Origin of the sequence: Jiangella aurantiaca (genome assembly GCF_004349105.1) — a bacterium.
Lineage (GTDB): Bacteria > Actinomycetota > Actinomycetes > Jiangellales > Jiangellaceae > Jiangella > Jiangella aurantiaca.
The window spans coordinates 108349-124403 of the sequence record NZ_SMLB01000008.1 but is presented as its reverse complement, the minus strand read 5'-3'; the positions used below and the strand labels follow the sequence as shown (position 1 = coordinate 124403).

17 protein-coding genes are annotated in these 16055 nt (G+C 70.6%); 4 read left to right on the top strand and 13 right to left on the bottom strand.

The window, feature by feature from the left end; genetic code table 11:
- The 6 genes from E1262_RS08710 to E1262_RS08685 form a co-directional block, all read right to left on the bottom strand.
- Positions 1 to 1224 carry a CaiB/BaiF CoA transferase family protein gene (locus tag E1262_RS08710; protein WP_132102736.1) on the bottom strand — a complete coding sequence of 408 codons (1224 nt, stop codon included), beginning with the start codon at positions 1222 to 1224 and terminating at the stop codon, positions 1 to 3.
- Positions 1221 to 1757 carry a MaoC family dehydratase gene (locus tag E1262_RS08705; RefSeq protein WP_132102735.1) on the bottom strand — a complete coding sequence of 179 codons (537 nt, stop codon included), beginning with the start codon at positions 1755 to 1757 and terminating at the stop codon, positions 1221 to 1223. Before E1262_RS08705 ends, E1262_RS08710 begins: the two co-directional genes overlap by 4 nt.
- Before the next feature lie 121 nt (positions 1758 to 1878).
- Positions 1879 to 2697 (bottom strand): HpcH/HpaI aldolase/citrate lyase family protein, encoded by an 819-nt coding sequence (locus E1262_RS08700; protein WP_132102734.1) that lies wholly within the window; start codon positions 2695 to 2697, stop codon positions 1879 to 1881.
- On the bottom strand, positions 2694 to 2918 hold the full coding sequence (locus E1262_RS08695; protein WP_132102733.1) for a DUF5988 family protein: 225 nt from the start codon (positions 2916 to 2918) through the stop codon (positions 2694 to 2696). The genes E1262_RS08700 and E1262_RS08695 overlap by 4 nt, the downstream gene beginning before the upstream one ends.
- A gap of 75 nt (positions 2919 to 2993) precedes the next feature.
- On the bottom strand, positions 2994 to 3818 hold the full coding sequence (locus tag E1262_RS08690; protein WP_132102732.1) for an ABC transporter ATP-binding protein: 825 nt from the start codon (positions 3816 to 3818) through the stop codon (positions 2994 to 2996).
- The gene (locus E1262_RS08685; protein ID WP_238992879.1) at positions 3815 to 4801 is read right to left on the bottom strand and encodes an ABC transporter ATP-binding protein; all 987 of its coding nucleotides are present in this window, start codon (positions 4799 to 4801) and stop codon (positions 3815 to 3817) included. The genes E1262_RS08690 and E1262_RS08685 overlap by 4 nt, the downstream gene beginning before the upstream one ends.
- A 276-nt stretch (positions 4802 to 5077) precedes the next feature.
- Between E1262_RS08685 and E1262_RS08680 the strand changes: the two genes are divergently transcribed.
- Positions 5078 to 5434: a helix-turn-helix domain-containing protein gene (locus tag E1262_RS08680; protein WP_132102730.1), complete on the top strand. Its 357-nt coding sequence runs from the start codon at positions 5078 to 5080 to the stop codon at positions 5432 to 5434.
- Positions 5435 to 5560: 126 nt separating this feature from the next.
- Here E1262_RS08680 and E1262_RS08675 read toward each other — a convergent pair whose 3' ends face one another.
- Positions 5561 to 6607, bottom strand: coding sequence for a sugar phosphate nucleotidyltransferase (locus E1262_RS08675; protein WP_162605823.1), 1047 nt, complete (start codon positions 6605 to 6607; stop codon positions 5561 to 5563).
- Between the two features lie 272 nt (positions 6608 to 6879).
- On the opposite strand from E1262_RS08675, the gene E1262_RS08670 reads away from it, so the two are divergent.
- Complete coding sequence (locus tag E1262_RS08670; RefSeq protein WP_132102728.1) at positions 6880 to 8340, top strand: helix-turn-helix domain-containing protein; 1461 nt, start codon at positions 6880 to 6882, stop codon at positions 8338 to 8340.
- A gap of 28 nt (positions 8341 to 8368) precedes the next feature.
- Here the strand turns inward: E1262_RS08670 and E1262_RS08665 are convergent, their stop codons facing one another.
- Positions 8369 to 9004 carry a cupin domain-containing protein gene (locus E1262_RS08665; protein WP_132102727.1) on the bottom strand — a complete coding sequence of 212 codons (636 nt, stop codon included), beginning with the start codon at positions 9002 to 9004 and terminating at the stop codon, positions 8369 to 8371.
- Between the two features lie 29 nt (positions 9005 to 9033).
- Positions 9034 to 10014, bottom strand: coding sequence for an AraC family transcriptional regulator (locus tag E1262_RS08660; protein WP_132102726.1), 981 nt, complete (start codon positions 10012 to 10014; stop codon positions 9034 to 9036).
- Positions 10015 to 10250: 236 nt separating this feature from the next.
- On the opposite strand from E1262_RS08660, the gene E1262_RS08655 reads away from it, so the two are divergent.
- Positions 10251 to 11675, top strand: a complete 1425-nt coding sequence (locus E1262_RS08655) for a tryptophanase (RefSeq protein ID WP_203453694.1) — start codon at positions 10251 to 10253, stop codon at positions 11673 to 11675.
- Here the strand turns inward: E1262_RS08655 and E1262_RS08650 are convergent.
- Positions 11587 to 11880 (bottom strand): helix-turn-helix domain-containing protein, encoded by a 294-nt coding sequence (locus tag E1262_RS08650; RefSeq protein ID WP_132102801.1) that lies wholly within the window; start codon positions 11878 to 11880, stop codon positions 11587 to 11589. The genes E1262_RS08655 and E1262_RS08650 overlap by 89 nt on opposite strands.
- Positions 11881 to 12065: 185 nt before the next feature.
- Here E1262_RS08650 and tsrT point away from each other — a divergent pair, with 185 nt between their 5' ends.
- The gene (tsrT, locus tag E1262_RS08645; protein WP_132102725.1) at positions 12066 to 13724 is read left to right on the top strand and encodes a tryptophan 2-C-methyltransferase; all 1659 of its coding nucleotides are present in this window, start codon (positions 12066 to 12068) and stop codon (positions 13722 to 13724) included.
- 35 nt (positions 13725 to 13759) lie between these two features.
- On the opposite strand, the gene E1262_RS08640 is transcribed toward tsrT, so the two are convergent.
- The 3 genes from E1262_RS08640 to E1262_RS08630 all read right to left on the bottom strand — a co-directional run bounded on the left by E1262_RS08640 (position 13760) and on the right by E1262_RS08630 (position 16019).
- A complete protein-coding gene (locus E1262_RS08640; protein WP_046768089.1) occupies positions 13760 to 13963 on the bottom strand; it encodes a cold-shock protein in 204 nt (67 codons plus the stop codon).
- A 154-nt stretch (positions 13964 to 14117) separates the two neighbouring features.
- On the bottom strand, positions 14118 to 15068 hold the full coding sequence (locus tag E1262_RS08635) for a DNA polymerase domain-containing protein (protein WP_132102724.1): 951 nt from the start codon (positions 15066 to 15068) through the stop codon (positions 14118 to 14120).
- A gap of 27 nt (positions 15069 to 15095) precedes the next feature.
- Positions 15096 to 16019 (bottom strand): aldose 1-epimerase family protein, encoded by a 924-nt coding sequence (locus tag E1262_RS08630; RefSeq protein ID WP_132102723.1) that lies wholly within the window; start codon positions 16017 to 16019, stop codon positions 15096 to 15098.
- Positions 16020 to 16055 lie beyond the last annotated feature (36 nt).

Here is a 16055-nt window from a genome sequence, read left to right as displayed (position 1 = left end):
TCAATCCGTCACCACCGCCGGCCAGGACCGCGACCCAAACGCTCCGGCCTCGGCCAGCGCGGTGATGGCCGAGTCGTCGTAGCCCAGCACGTCGCGAAGAACTGAATCGGTGTCCTCACCGAGCAGCGGGGCTCGTCGCTGCTCGAACTGCTTGTCGCCTACCCGCACTGGCGAAGCGACCTGGCGGACAGTACCGAAGCGCGGGTGTTCCGTCGTGACGATCAACTCGCGCGCAGCAGCCTGCTCGTCCCGCAAAGCCTGATCGACGTCGTTGACGGGTCCGCACGGGACCGCCGCGGCCGTGAGGAGTTCCAGCCATTCAGGCACGGCCCGCACCCTGAACTCGGCATCGAGAATCGCCTGGAGCTCCTCGCGGTGCTCCAGCCGGCGCGCGAATGTCCCGAAACGAGGATCGGTAAGGAGGTCTGGCCGCCTAAGTGCGGTGGCCAGCCGGCGCCAGAACTTCTCTTTGGCGCAGCCGATGACGAGCCAGCCGTCCTTCGCGGGAAAAATCTGGAACGGTACCAGCGACGGGTGCGCGGAACGCCGCAGGCGGGCCGGCCGGTGCGCAGCCGTCAAATACCACGTCGCCGGGTAGGTCAGCATCGCGATCGCGGTGTCGAAGAGGCTCACGTCGCAGTCCATGCCGAGGCCATCGCGGCGAGCCGCGTGAAGTCCGCCGAGCAGAGCGATCGCTGCCACCAGTCCCCCGCTGTAATCGACGAGCGACAGTCCGGTCTTCTCGGGCGGGCCGTCTGGATCGCCGGTCAACGACATCCAGCCGGCCAGACCCTGCAGGATGTAGTCATAACCTGGCTCGGCCGCTCGCGGCCCCGTCATCCCGAAGCCGCTGAGCGAGCAGCAGACGATCCTTGGGTTCAGATGGGCGAGGTCCGCGTACCTGATCCGCAGCTTCGCTGGAACATCCCCGCGCAGGTTCGAGTACACCGCGTCCGAGTATCGGACCAGATCCTCGAACACGGCCCGCCCCTCGGGCCGACGTATGTCAAGGGTGATGCTGCGCTTGTTGCGATTGAACGACTCGAAGAAGAGCGAGTCGCGACCCTCGGCGAACGGAGGCACGTAGCGGCCGACATCGCCGCCAACAGACGGGTCCTCGATCTTGATAATGTCAGCTCCGAGATGCGCAAGGTGCAGGGAACCGAACGGTCCGGCACCGTACTGTTCGAGCGCGATGATCCGGACGTCCTCAAGCGGCTTCACGAGGCTTCCGCCGTTCCGCGGCGAGCGAGCGGCTCCATCGCCGTGGGGAAGAGCGAGCGAGCTCGGTCCGAGCCGCGCTTGTGCACGTAGAACGTCCTGACGAATGACAGCACCTCGTGACCATGCTGGTTCAACGCTCGGGTTTTGACCGCGACGATTCCCGCTTGTGGGCGGCTCTTCGAATCGCGCTTCTCCAGCACCAGAGACTCGGACCAGAGCGTGTCACCCGCGTAGACCGGCGCGGAGAGTCGCACCTCGTCCAACCCGAGGTTGGCGAACGCATTCTGTGTCGTGTCGATCACGCTCTGCCCGACCGCGATAGCGATGGTGAGCGTGGACACGACCAGCTGGCGGCCGAACTCAGAAGCCGCGCCGACCTCGTGATTGAAATGCGCCTGATTCGTATTCATCGTGAGCAGCGAGAACCACGTGTTGTCCGCTTCCGTCACCGTCCGGCCGAGCGGATGCTGGTACACGTCATCGATCTCGAAGTCTTCGTAGAAACGCCCCTGCCAGCCGGGCTTGATCGCCATCTCGCCTCCAGGCCACAACACGTCAGACTCCACACACGACTGTTTCATTTAATGAACCGCCTGATTCAGGATTCTAGCGTGCGCGGCGACGACGATCGACGTCGTTGGACCGTGCCATCCGTCACGCCCGCACCTGCAGCAGGATCCGGCGTGCCCGATCGACGATCGGTTTGCCGACCACGTTGCCGTCGAGAGCGGCGACCGAGCCGTCGCCGGCAGCGGCGACGACCTCTTCGGCCCAGCGGACGTCTTCAGTGGAGGGGCTGAAGGCGGCGTTCACGACCGGCACCTGCCGGGGATGCAGGCAGAGCTTGCCACCGAATCCGAGCCCAACCGCGTGCTCGGAGTCGATCGTGACCTTCTTCTCATCGGTCAAGGCGGTCGTGACGCCGTCGACCGGCGGCGGGAGGTGCGCGGCGGCGGAGGCGAGCACGACCATCGACCGGGCCGCGGCCATGGCTGAGGGGTCGGCGTGGTCGACGCCGAGTTCGCGGCCGAGGTCGGCATTGCCGAAGACGGCGCGAAGAGTCCCCGGCACCGAGCAGATAGTGCGAGCGCCGAGAACCGCCGCCGCGGTCTCGATGAGCGGCAGCACGCATGATCCGCGCGGCAGCCGGTCGAGGACCTCCCATACCTGGTCCGGTGCCGTCACTTTCGGCACCATGACGGCGCACGGCCAGTCCGCGAGCATCGCGAGGTCGTCCTCGTACCAGGGCGTGCCCTGGTCGTTGATCCGCACGACGCCAGAACCGCCGTTCGCCAGCCAGGTGCCGATGTTCTTCCGCGCCTCCGGTTTGGCGTCCGGCGCGACCGCGTCCTCGATGTCCAGGACGATGTCGTCGGCGCCGCTCTCGGCCGCCTTGGCGAACCGCTCGGGGCGGTTGCCGGGCACGAAGAGCAGTGACCGCGCCGTGGCCAGGCCCGACCAGTCGCCGCTCACTCGGCGATCCAGGTGCGGTCGGTCCAGACGAACACCGCCACAGGTTCGCCGTCGTCGTTGGTGTCGGTGAAGTGGTCGAGGTCGAAGTGCTCGTAGCCGGCACCAAACTGGATCTTCAGGCGGCCTTCGGCCACGGCCGATCGATCGACCGAGATGTGGGAGCCGAGGCCGGCGCAGCCCACCAGCTCGACCCGAACGCTGTCGCTATCCGTGCGCGTCACTGTTGCCCCCTTGCTCGGGCTGGTTCGTCACCACCCAGGGTCGTGAGCGCACGGGTGATCAGCCAGGGGACGAGTTCACGCCGGCCAGCGGCTGAGGCTGGGCACGGAGGTCAGGAGCGTCTGGGTGTACTCGTGTTGCGGGTGGTCGTGGACCTCCGCCGTGGGGCCGAGCTCGACGATCTCGCCCTTGTACATGACGGCGGTCCGGTCTGTCAGGTAGCGGATGACGCGGATGTCGTGTGACACGACGAGCAGAGCGAGCCGGCGCGTGGCCCGGACCTGCTGGATGAGGTTGAGGATTTGCGCCTGGACGGACACGTCGAGGGCCGACGTGGGTTCGTCGGCGACGATGATGCCGGGTTCGACGGCGAGGGCGCGGGCCAGCGCCACGCGCTGCAGCTGGCCGCCGGAGAGAGCGCGTACGGGCCGGCTCATCAGCTGGGCCGGGAGCCCAACGCTCTCGAGCAGCTCGGCGACCCGGGCAGCGCGCTGCGCCCGCGTGCCGATGCGCTGGACGGTGAGCGGGTCACGTACCACCGCACCCACGGTCAGCCGCGGATTGAGCGAGCTACGCGGATCCTGGAACACCAGGGAGGCGTCGCGGCCCAGCATGCGGTAGCGCGGAACGCTCTTCAGGGCGTAGACGTCCTGGCCGCGGAACGTCACCTGGCCGTGCACGGGCCGGATCAGCCCCAGCAGCGTCCGCGCCAGCGTGGTCTTGCCGGATCCGGACTCGCCGATGAGCCCGACGGCCTCGCCTTCGGCGATGCTGAGGGAAACCCGGTTCAGCGCTCGATGCACCTGCCCGCGGGAGTGGTAGTCGACGACGAGGTCGCGGCCCTCGAAGATCGGCACCGCCGCGACGTCGTCCGCGGCGCGCGGCGCGTCGACGGCCGTCATCGGTCACCGTCCACCAGGCCGACGGGGTGATGGCAAGCAAGGCGTCTCGTGCCCGCGGACAGCGCCGGGCGGACAGCGCAATCGTCCTGGGCGTGCGAGCAGCGGTCGCGGAACCGGCAGCCGCTGGGGAACCCGGTCGGCGGGTGGACGAAGCCGGGGATGGTCGCCAGCGTGCCGTGGCCCTCGTCGAGGCTGGTGCTCGCGGCGAGCAGCCCAGCGGTGTACGGGTGCCGCGGATTCGCCAGGACCTCCGCCGTAGGGCCGGTCTCGACCAGCTGGCCGCCATACATGACGGCGACCCGCTGGCACAGCCGGGCGACAATGGCGAGGTCGTGGCTGATGAACAACAGCGCGAAGTCGTGTTCGGCCTGCAGCCGCTGGAGCAGCTCGATGATCTTCGACTCGACCGTGACGTCGAGCGCTGTCGTGGGCTCGTCGGCGATGAGCAGGTCGGGCTCGCGGGCCAGCGCGAGCGCGATCAGGACCCGCTGCCGCTGCCCGCCGGACAGCTGGTACGGCTTCGCCTTGAGGACACGCGCGTCAGGCAGTCCGACCGCGTCGAGGAGGTCGGCCGGCGTGTAGGGAGACCCCAGCCGACACACCTGGCGCAACTGCGCACCGATGCTCATGCCGGGGTTGAGGCTGGTCAACGCGTCCTGGTAGACGATGCCGATGCCGGCACCCCGGACGGCACGGCGCTCGCGTCCGCGCATGCCGTAGAGGTCGCGGCCACGGAAGAGCACCTCCCCGGCGACCTCGGCCGTCGGTGGCAACATGTTCGCGGCGGCCAGGCCGAGAAGGGATTTGCCGCAGCCAGACTCGCCGACGATGGCCAGCGACTCGCCGGGGCCGATGCTGAGCCCAACCCGGTCGAGGACAGCGACGTCACCATAGCGCCTCGGGAACCGTACGGTCAGATTCGAGATGCCGAGAATGGGGACCCCGTGGTCAGAATCTGGACGAGACCCGGGCCGACGCTGCATGTTCACGCTCAGGCTCATAGTTGAACCCCGCCTTAACATCACGTATCAAGGGGTGAACTTGATATTTCAGGTAGCGTATGCCTACTACAGGATGCACAGCAAGGGGACGCCCCCGCGCCACAAGCTCGCACATCACCCCCGGGCTTCAGCCGACACGCCAGCAGACTGACCCACTTGCCACCTCGCTCAGCTCGATACAGGCCGCGCCCATCATAGTGGGCAAATGCCTACTATTGTGGGCTGCCTTTGCTCTCCGGCTCAGCCAGGCTCGATGGCGTGACGGAACGGCGCGCGCTCCCGGCAGATTGGCCGGCGCTTGCCGTGAAGCTCGGAGACAGGCTCCGCGCTGCGCGCGGCTTGTTCAAGACCGATGACGGCCGAAAGCTCAGCCAGGAACAACTAGCACACCTGGCCAAGATCAGTCGGAACCACATCCAGAACATCGAGAACGCGCGAAACAACGCTCGCGACGGGTCAGGCAACCCGCAACCGGGGCCTGGCAACCCCGGGCTCGCTACGCTACTGGCCATCTCCCGTGCACTCGAGATCGAATTACTTGACCTGCTACCTGATGAACTGCTCCCGCCAGCAATCCGAGATCGCCCCTGGAGGACGGGCCAGGAAGCCGAGTGAGTCTTCGGGTCGGCCGCCGTTCGCCACGCTGACTAGCGTGACGGGAGTCCGCCCCTAGGTCAGCAGACTATAATAGGCATTCGCACAATCGAGTTGGTCCGGGCGCCGGTGCCCTCACGGCATTGCTCAGCGCTGACCGCGGGCGTGGGCGAGCTCGTCGGGGCGGCCGATGTCCTGCCAGGAGTCGCGCAGCGGCCAGAGGCCGATCCGCTCGCCACTGGCCAGGCAGTCGTCGAACAAGCGGGTGATCGGGAACAGCTTGCCGCGCGGGACGCGGGCCATCAGGGACGGCGAGAGGACGTAGATGCCGGCGTTGACGGCCCAGGAGCGGCGCGGCTTCTCGACGATCCGGATCAGCCGGCCGGCGTCGGACTCGAGGACGCCGAACGGGATCTGGTGCTCGTACTCGGCGGTGGCGATGGTGGCCACGCCGCCGAGTGCCTCGTGCGCCGCCAGCAGGTCGGCGACGGAGAAGCCGGTGACGAGGTCGCCGTTCATCAGCAGGACCGGGGCGTCCGGGCGCTCGCCGAGGTCGTCCAGCAGGCCCAGCGCGCCGCCGGTGCCGAGCGGCCGGTCCGGCTCCTCCCGCAGGTAGTCGATCGTGCACCCGTAGGCGGTCCCGTCGCCGAAGTACTGCTCGACGATGTCGCCGAGGTAGTTCACCGACAGGAAGATCCGCCGGATCCCCGACCCGACCAGGTGCAGCACGATGCGCTCCAGGATCGGCCGGCCCGCGACCGGCAGCATCGGTTTCGGGACGGCGTCGGTGAGCGGCGCCAGGCGGGTGCCGCGCCCGCCGGCCATGACGACCGCCCAGTGCGGCAGCGGCTCGGCCCCGACGACGTCGGTGTCGACGTGAACGCCGACCACGCGGCCGTCGCCGTCGACGATGGGGATCTCGCCGACGCCGAGGGCGCGCATGACGTCGAGGACCTCGGCCCGGCCCTCCTCCGGCCGGGCGGTCGCCGACGGCGAGCCGACGAGGCCCGCGACGGGGTCGTCGGGCTGCGCGCCGGAGATCAGCGCCCGCCGGATCTCCCGCTCCCCCACGACGCCGGACAACCGCCCGGCATGGTCCACGACGAAAACAGTCCCCACGTCGTGCGTGTCGATGATGGTCAGGCATTCGCGAATCGACGCGCCGTCGCCGGCCAGCATGTCGTCGAGTCGCATTCCTCGTCGGCTCATTTCGCACACTCCCAGTGGCATTGCTGAGGTCAGCGTGACGGCACCGCGCCGGTGCGTGCAGGGGACGAGTTTCTGACCACAGACACGCCTCTGACCAGGTGAAACGTCGGCCTCATCGGATGAACCGACCCTTTTCGCAAAGTGGACAGCCTTCGTCGCGAACTGCACCGGCGAGGCGGCGAAGATCGCCGTAATCTCCGAGCAGAAGCCCAGCGCAATACCCCGGAGCAGGGCTTCCGGAAGAGGTGTGTGCAGACATGAACGCGGAATCTCACGGCGACCCGGATCTGCCCATCGGACAGATGATCCGCTCAGCCCGGCAACGCCTGCGCATGAGCCAGTACACGCTGGCGGACCGTCTCGCGGCGGTCTCCGGCAAACCCACGATGGGCCGCGATCGCGTCGCCCGCTGGGAGCGCGGCAGGCAGGTGCCGCGACGCGAGTGGCGGCAGTGGCTCGCCGTGGTCCTGGAGGTCCCGGCCGACCGCCTCGACGCCGGCGCGGCGGTGGCCCGGCGGCAGAGCCGGCTGGGACACGCGGCGGCGGTCACCCCGCCGCCGCAGAACGGAACGGCACGCCGGCCGCAGGGCACCCCGGCACTGCTGCCGGTGTTCCGGTCGCGCGTCCAAGCCGGAATCCTCGCGGCCACGCTGTTGAACCCCGATCGCGCCTTCAGCCTGACGGAGCTCGCCGAACACGCAGGCGGCTCGCTCGCCTCGGTGTCGAAGGAGGCCAAGCTGCTCGAGGACGCCGGCATCCTGGTCCGGCGCAACGACGGCGCCATCCGGCTGATGCGGGCGGCCACAGACCGCGCCACGATCGCCCCGCTCACCGAGCTGATCCGCGGCACGTACGGCGTGCCGCAGATCGTCGGCGAGGAGTTCGGGCGGGTCGCCGGCGTCGCACGGATCGCGCTGACCGGCACCTGGGCGGAGCGGTTCACCGGCGTCGTCGGGCCGGAGCCGGACGTCATCCAGGTGCGGCTCACCCCCGACGAGCACCACACGCCCGGCCGGCCGGAGCTGGTCGCGGCGGCCCGGCGGGCCGAGCGCCGGCTGCGCCGGCGCGTCGCGTTCGCCCTGATCGGACGGCCGGAGAACGGCGCTCACCGCGCACCGGCCGGCCGCGGCCCGCACCTGGCGCTGCGGACCGCGCCGCGGACGCACCAGCTGGAGCGGGTCCGGATCCCGCGCCAGCGCGGCAGTCTGCCGGTCGTCCACGTCGCGCCGCCGGCGGCCGCCGACTGCGTGTCGGCCGGGACCGGCACATGGCCGGCCGGCGCCGACGTCGTCGCCGAGCTGCTGGCCGGCAACCGGCTGGAGCTGTTCAGCGGGCCGGCCGCCGACGCCCGGCCCTACCTCGACCTGGCCGCACACCACCTGACGGCAGCGGAGGACGTCATGGCGGCGTCGGCCGGCTCGGCGTTCGTGCTGGTCTGCCAGGCGGCACAGCTGGTGGGCTGCGGACTGCTGGCCGCACAGGGACTCCGCCCCGCACCGGGCGCCGACGGCGACGTCGTCGGGCGGTGCGTCATCGCGCAGTTCGGCGACCGGTTCGGGCACCTCGAGCTGCTGCGCCAGCGGCAGCTGAGCCTGGGCCGCCCGGTCGGCCGCGACAACCGGGTCACCGTCGCCGACGTCGGAGCGGCATTGCCCGCCGTCCGGTCGCTGGTGGACGAGGCCCGCATCCTCGCCCCGCAGCTCGACCTGTTCGGCTGACGCCGACGCCCGGGCGGCCGGAGCCGCCTCAGCCGAGCGAGCCCGAGTACGTGTGCGGCTGAGCCCGCAGCAGCCCGGTGAGCAGCGTGTCCTCCAGCTGCCGGGCCAGGACGGAGTGGGCGATCAGCCCGAACACCTGGTTGAGCCGCTGGGTGAGCGGCCGGATGATGCCGACGTTGAGATCGCGGCCGCGCCCGTGGAGCAGGTCCATCTCGGGCTCGAACCGCAGCTCCTCATCCAGTGGACGGGCCAGCAGCCCGGCGAGGTGGTCGCGGTAGTCCGCCGCGCCTATCCGGAAGCACAGCAGCCCGCAGTCGGCGGACCACCAGGTGCGGACGTCGTCGCCGGGCGACAGCACGACCGCCGCGCCCGGCTCCGCCCGGATCTCGCGGTCGCCCAGCCACACCGTGTACGACCCGGAGAGCACGAGCTGGAGCAGGTAGAAGTCCAGCCGGCCGGGATCGGTGCGGGTCTCGGCGCCGAACGCCAGGTAGGCGGCCCCGATGCGGTCGAGCCGCCGGCCGTTGATGCACGCGTCGAGGCCGTCGTCGGGCCGCACCAGCTCGATCGGGTGGCGGTGGACGAAGTGGTAGATGACCTCCCGGGTGTGCTCGACGTCGGCCGAGCGCAGGACCGGGAAGCGGTCCAGTGGCGCGGCGCTCATGTCCGTGTCCGGGTCATGGCGCCGCCCATTCACCGCGCGAGTGTCTCTGACGGCAACTCACCGAAGAGGGCGTAGTACGCCCTGGCGAAGCGGCCGGGATGGCCCAGGCCCCACCTCGCGACCACGCTGTTCACCGTGGTCATGTCGCGCTGGGCGGCGAGCAGCTCCTCGTGGGCGCGCTGCATGCGGACCTGGGTCAGGTAGGCCCGCGGCGTCGTGCCCATGTGCTGGCGGAACGCGATCTGGAGCGCCCGCACGCCGACCCGCGCCTCTTTGGCCAGGCTCGTCACGGTGTGCCGCCACTCCGGGTGGCTCTCGATGTAGTCGCGCGCGATCGACACCGCACGGTGCGGGACGGGCGAGCGCGTCGGTGCGTCGAGCAGTTCGGAGTAGTTGTTCGGCTGGGCCCTCAGCAGGCCGGTCATCAGCCAGTCCTCGTACTCCGCCGCTACGACCTGCCAGTTGATCAGGCTGTCGTCGGGCCGGTCCAGCTCATCGACCAGCAGCCGGAACACCGACAGCCAGCGCCGCCCCGACCCGGAGCGCACGTCCATGCTCGGCTCGAACCGGATCGGCTCCGGCAGGGGCGCCTCGATGATGGTGCGCAGGTGTGCCTCGAGCGCCGACCGCTCCACTCGCAGGATGAGCTGCGCGCAGTCGGCCGACCAGCGCTGCGTCAGCGGCACCGTCGGCGAGATCACGGAGGCGACGTCCGGGGTGGACAGCAGCTCCTCGCCGCCGTACCGGACCAGGCTACGGCCGGACAGCGGCACTTGAACGACGAAGAACGAGCCCAGCTCGCCGGGCTGGATGAGGACGTCGCCGCCGTAGGTGATGTAGTTCGCGGCGACGCGCTCGATGCGGCGCGTGTTCATCTGGGCGCTCAGCTCGGTGGACCGGCCGAGCAGGTCGAGCCGGTGCGGCGTGAAGATCCGCCCGACCACGTCGCGCGCATGGTCCAGATCGTGTGACGTGAACAACGGATATCGGTCGAGCGGCACAGTCGTCATGGTGGTCTCCCCCGCGGGCGCTCCCCCCGTACGGCACCGCACCGTGGATCCGCAAAAATCAGACAAGATCGATTCGCAGGCTAGTCCCTGCTCCTCCACCCGTCACCCCCATGGAGTGTCACAATAGCGCCGAAAGTGTCACAGTGTCGGTCATCTGCGAAACTGGCCCCTGCCAGGCGTGTCCCCGGACGCCCACACTCGGACGTGACAGTCCGGACGGCGGAGGGAGTGCGCCGGTGCCCGCGTTCATGGAGCCGTTCCGCATCAAGGCCGTCGAGCCGATCCCGTTCCCCAGCCTGCTCGAACGCCGCCGCATGCTCAGCGACGCCGGTTTCAACCTGTTCCGGGTGCCGGCCCGGGCGATCACGATCGACCTGCTCACCGACTCCGGGACGAGCGCGATGTCAGCGGCGCAGTGGGCGGCCCTGATGACCGGCGACGAGTCGTATGCGGGTGCGCGCTCGTACGAGCGGTTCGAGACGGTGGTGCGCGAGCTCACCGGGTACCCCGAGGTGATCCCGGCGCACCAGGGCCGGGCGGCCGAGCGGATCCTGCTCGGCCGGCTGCTGCGGCCCGGCGACGTCTCCGTCGCCAACACCCACTTCGACACGACGCGGGCCAGCGTGGAGGCGGCCGGCGCGGTCGCCGTCGACCTCCCGGCGGAGCACGACGCCCCCGCGCCGTTCGGCGGCGATATCTCCGTCCCCGCGCTGCGGGAGCTGCTGTCAGGTCCCGACGGCGCCCGCGTGCGCTGCGTGGTATTGACGGTCACGAACAACGCCGGTGGCGGGCAGCCGGTGTCGATGGACAACGTGACCGCGGTCCGCCGGCTGTGCGACCGGCACGGCGTGACGCTGCTGCTGGACGCGTCGCGGTTCGCGGAGAACGCCTACCTCATCACCGAGCGTGACCCCGCGCACGCCGGCCGGCCGCCCCGCGACGTCGCGCGCGAGGTGTTCGCGCTGGCCGACGGCTGCTGGGCGAGTCTGAAGAAGGACGGCGTGGCGAACATCGGCGGCCTGATAGCGCTGCGCGACGCCGAGCTGGCGCGCCGCTGCCGCGACCAGCTGATCGAGGTCGAGGGATTCCCGACGTACGGCGGGCTGGCCGGCCGCGACCTGGACGTGCTGGCCCAGGGCCTGCTCGAGGTGACCGACCCGGACTACCTGCGCTACCGCGCGCAGACCGCGCGCTGGTTCGGCGACCGGCTGGCCGAGGCCGGACTGCCGGTCCTGCAGCCGACCGGCTGCCACGCCGTGTACGTCGACGCCGCGGCGCTGCTGCCACACGTGCCGCCGCACCGGCTTCCGGCGACGGCGCTGGCCAACGAGCTGTACCTGGCCGGTGCCGTGCGGGTGTCCGAGCTGGGGACCCTGGTGTTCGGCCGGCCCCATCCGGACGGCGGCGACGACCTGCCGGCGCCGCGCGAGCTGGTCCGGTTCGCCCTCCCCAGGAGGGTCTACACCAAGAGCCATCTCGAGTACGTCGCCGAGACGGCGGGCACCGTGGTGGCGAAGGCGGCGGAGATCCCGGATTACCGGATCGTCGAGCAGACCGGGCCGCTGCGGCACTTCACTGCGGTACTCGCGCCCGGCGAGCCTGCCGCGCCGCCCGGGCGGCCCGCTCCAGGTCCGTCGAGCCCACGTCCAGGACCTGGCTGATCCACTGCCGCCAGTACGGGCCGGGGATGCGTTTGCCCCGTTCCCAGCGGGCGACCTCGTCGCGGGTGAGCGAGCCATTGCCGGAGATCCGGGCGAGTTCGTCGGCGATGCCGTACTGGCTGTAGCCGAGCCGGCAGCGGGCCTGCCGGATGACCGAGCCGACGGTCTGTTCGGGGGACGTCACGCCTGCGGTGCGGACGATCATCTTCACACATCGAGCCTGATCAGTTGCGCATGCAAATGCCAGGACGGAACGCGAAGCGTCCTGTCCAGTTTGCGAAAACGTGCAGGTCAGAGCTGCGTCTCATGGAGGCCGGAAATCGGCCCCCTCCCCACGGCCCGGCCCGGGTGTCAGGCTGGTTGATCGACTCCATCCCCGGGGAGGCGTAAGTGAACGGCCCGCTCGTCACGTTGGTGAACCCGAACCTTGTGCACCCGCCCATCACGCCGTACGCGCTCGACATCCTCACCACGTCGCTGGAGGCGGCCGGGTTCGAGGTGGACGTCGTCGACCTGACGCTGCTGCGCGACCGGTGGCGGCACACCGTCGCGACCTACTTCGCCGAGCGCCGGCCGCTGCTGGTGGGCATGACGTTCCGGAACACGGACACCATCTACCCGCAGGAGCAGCGGGTCTTCCTCGACTCGCACCGAGACATCGTGCGCGAGGTCCAGCGCTGGACGACGGCGCCGATCGTGGGCGGCGGGGTGGGGTTCTCGTCGATGCCGTTCGCGCTGGTGGACTGGTTCGGCATCGACTACGGCGTCAAGGGGCCGGGCGAGGTGACGCTGGTCGAGCTGGCGACGATGCTGGCGAACGGCGACTCGCCGGCGAAGGTGCCGGGGCTCATCATCAACCTCGGCAAGGGCGACGTCCGGCAGATACCGCACCGCACGCCGTTGACGGCCGACGGCCGGGTCGACCTGGTGAACCGGGCGACGCCGTACACGCGCCGCTCCGGCGTGCCGCGCAAGGTCGACAACCTCGCCTACTACCAACGCGGCGGGCTGGGCAACATCCTGACGAAGAACGGCTGCACGTTCGCCTGCGCCCACTGTGTCGAGCCCGATGCCAAGGGCAACCGGTTCGCCCGCCGCGCCGAGACCGCCGTCGTCGACGAGATGGAGCTGCTGACGGCGCAGGGCGTGCACGACCTGCACACCACCGACAGCGAGTTCAACCTCAACATCGCGCACAGCAAGGCGGTGCTGCGCGAGATCGTCCGCCGAAAGCGGGCCGACCGGTACTCGCCGCTGCACGACCTGCGGCTGTGGATCTACGTGCAGCCGGCGCCGTTCGACGAGGAGTACGCGCAACTGCTGGCCGAAGCGGGCTGCGCGGGCATCAACGTCGCGCCGGACCACGTCCGCGACGACGTCCTGGACGGCTGGAAGGTGACCGGGCGCGGCACCCGCTTCTACGGCTACGCCGACCTCGAGCGCCTGTGCGAGCTGGCGAAGCAGTACGGGATGCTGACGATGGTCGAGGCGCTGCTCGGCATGCCCGGTGAGACGGCCGAGACGATGCGCGACTGCGTCGACGGGCTGCTCTCTCTGGACGCCACCGTGGTCGGGTTCACACTGGGCATCCGCGCGTTCCCGTACTCCCCGCTCGGCCGCGACCTCGCCGCCCGCAGCGGCGGCACGCGCGCCGTCCCCGGCGTGCAGTCGAACACGGCGACGGCGCCGATCCTGCTGTCGACGCTGGGCCAGTGCCACAGCCGGGTGGAGTACGAGCGGCAGTTCATGTTCGACCCGATGGGCGGGTTCCGGCCGGTGTACTACTTCTCCCCCGCGCTGCCCGAGGGCGCCCGGAACACCCATCCGGGCGACCGCTGGCTGACCAGCCTCGAGCTGCTGTGGGAATGGGTGCCGCTGCACGACCGCCCGCGGGTGATGCTGCCGACGGCACCCGGCCTGTCGCCGGAGGACAACAACTACGCGGACAACCCGTTCCTGCTGCGGCTCACCGAGCTGGGTTACACGGGCGCCTACTGGTCACACTGGCCACTGCGCGCGGAGATCATGGGCGGCACCGTCCCGGCCTGAGGTCCCAGACCGGGCGCGGCGCCGCTGCTGAAGGCTCAGATGGGGCGGACGTTCTCCGCCTGCGGGCCCTTCTGACCCTGCGTGATGTCGAACTCGACCCGCGCGTTGTCCTCGAGCGTGCGGAAACCGCTCGAGGCGATCGCGCTGTAGTGGACGAAGACGTCCGCGCCGCCGCCGTCCTGCTCGATGAAGCCGAAGCCCTTCTCGCCGTTGAACCACTTCACAGTGCCCTGCGCCATGCTGTGTTGCTCCTCTTCCTGGGTGGTCTACAGCCGCCGCAGACCTTAGCACGCCGCTGAGCGGCCGCAATTTTGATGAGGGACTGACGTCAGACCTCGCGGCCGGCCGCTACCGCTTTCATGAGGGACTGACGTCAGAGCTCGCGGCCGGCCGCTACCGCTCCTGCCGCTCCCGGGCGCGTCGCTTGCCCTCGTGCATGGCGGCGACCCTGGCGACGGGAATGGTGTGGCCTTCCTCGACGAGGTCGGCGGGCAGCCGCTGCGGCTCCGGCATGGCCGCCGCCCACGGGTCGGCGTCGCCGAGGAGGCCGGGGACGGTGTGGATGGTGAAGTCCCGCGGCGTGACGGAGTCGAGAGCGTCCCAGGCGACCGGGAACGACACCGGCAGGCCCGGCCGCAGCCGCGGGCTGTACGCGGCGACGACGGTGGCGCCGCCGGACCGGGTGGAGTCGAGGAACACCTTCCCCCCGCGGTCCTCCTTGATGTACGCGGTGGTGGCCAGCGACGGGTCCAGCCGCTCGGCGCGAGCGGCCAGCGCGCGGGTGGCGGCGGCGACGTCCTCGTGCGTCTGCGGCTCCAGCGGCACGAAGATGTGCATGCCCTTCGAGCCGCTGGTCTTCACCGCGCCGGCGAGGCCGTCGTTCTCCAGCGCCCGGCGGACGAGGTGCGCGGCGGCCGCGGCGACGGCGAACGGCTCGCCCTCGGGCGGGTCGATGTCGAGGATGAGGTGCGTCGGCACCTCCCACTGCTCGGCCCGCACCAGCGTCGGGTGGTATTCGACGGCCCGCTGGTTGGCGAACCACAGCAGCGTGCGGCGGTCGTTGCACAGCGCGTACGACACCTCGCGCTTGGACGCCTGCGCCCACACCTGGACCGTCGGGATCCACGACGGCGCGTACTTGGGCACGTTCTTCTGCATGAAGCCGGGCTGGCCGGGCCGGACCCGGACCACCGACAGCGGCCGGTCCGCCAGCTCGGGCAGGATCCGCTCGTGCACGGCGTCGAGGTAGTCGACGAGGTCGCGCTTGGTGGCGTCCTCACCGTCGGACAGCGGCTGGTCGAGGTGGGTCAGCGGGACGCCGTCGCGTTCCTCGTCAGCGCTCATCCCGCCACCCTACGGGCTCGCGGAGCGTCAGGGCAGCAGCCGCAACCCCCAGGTCAGCGTCCACGACTCGTCGGGCAGCAGCCAGCGCAGCGCCTCGCCGGTGCGCAGCGCGTTGGGTGGTGCCGTCATCGGCTCGACGGCGACGGCGTCGGCGGGGCCGTCCGGGCCGGGGAAGTAGTCGGTGACCCACAGCTGCACATAGCCGAACGCTGGCTCCTGCCACAGCTCGAGCGTGCGGCCGTCGGGCGCGCGCAGCGAGCTGGTCACGACGCCACCGCTGACGGCGAGGTCGGTGAAGCAGCTGTGTTCGGGGCCGTCGCCGACGCGGACGCCGCCGCGCAGGTCGTGGTGGGTGCCGGTGACGTCGAACGTGCCGGTGGGGATGTTGCGGTCGTCGAGGCGGAACGCGCGACCGCCCGGGATGGTGAGCGTGAGGTCACGGACCGGGACGTCGCCGATGCGCAGGTACGGGTGGATGCCCAGCGCTCCAGGTGCGGGGTCGGTGCCGGCGTTGCGCAGCCGGTGCCGCACGACGACGCCGTCGGGCGTGAGCTCGTACTCGACCGAGGTGTCGAGCGTGAACGGGTAGCCCGGCTGCGGGGCGATGGGAGCGGCCAGCGTGACCGACGCCGCGGTGTGCGAATCGCGGCCGTACCGGGTGCGCGTGAGCAGGCCGTGGACCGCGTGCCCGGCCGCCGGCTCGGTGACCTCCAACTGCTGCTCGACGCCGTTGAGCGGCCAGCGCCCGCCGTCGACGCGGTTGGGCCAGGGCACGAGGACGGCGCCGGCGGCCAGCGGCGGCGGCCCGTCGGTGACGTGCGGCTCGATCAGCTCCGTCCCGCCGACCGTCAGCGACCGCAGCGCGGCGGCGTACTCGGAGACGACCGCGCGCGTGGTGCCGAGCTCGAGCACGTGCGTGGCTCGCTGGGCCGTGCCGGATGTGGGGTCCACAGGCTCTCCTCGCGCCGGCGATCCGTCGGCCGGCGG

Coding starts and splice junctions, on each gene's coding strand:
- E1262_RS08705 (WP_132102735.1), bottom strand. CDS start 1,757: ATGGCGATCAAGCCCGGCTGGCAGGGGCGTTTCTACGAAGACTTCGAG.
- E1262_RS08690 (WP_132102732.1), bottom strand. CDS start 3,818: ATGACGGCCGTCGACGCGCCGCGCGCCGCGGACGACGTCGCGGCGGTG.
- E1262_RS08685 (WP_238992879.1), bottom strand. CDS start 4,801: ATGCAGCGTCGGCCCGGGTCTCGTCCAGATTCTGACCACGGGGTCCCC.
- E1262_RS08675 (WP_162605823.1), bottom strand. CDS start 6,607: ATGCGACTCGACGACATGCTGGCCGGCGACGGCGCGTCGATTCGCGAA.
- E1262_RS08670 (WP_132102728.1), top strand. CDS start 6,880: ATGAACGCGGAATCTCACGGCGACCCGGATCTGCCCATCGGACAGATG.
- E1262_RS08665 (WP_132102727.1), bottom strand. CDS start 9,004: ATGAGCGCCGCGCCACTGGACCGCTTCCCGGTCCTGCGCTCGGCCGAC.
- E1262_RS08660 (WP_132102726.1), bottom strand. CDS start 10,014: ATGACGACTGTGCCGCTCGACCGATATCCGTTGTTCACGTCACACGAT.
- E1262_RS08650 (WP_132102801.1), bottom strand. CDS start 11,880: ATGATCGTCCGCACCGCAGGCGTGACGTCCCCCGAACAGACCGTCGGC.
- E1262_RS08640 (WP_046768089.1), bottom strand. CDS start 13,963: ATGGCGCAGGGCACTGTGAAGTGGTTCAACGGCGAGAAGGGCTTCGGC.
- E1262_RS08635 (WP_132102724.1), bottom strand. CDS start 15,068: ATGAGCGCTGACGAGGAACGCGACGGCGTCCCGCTGACCCACCTCGAC.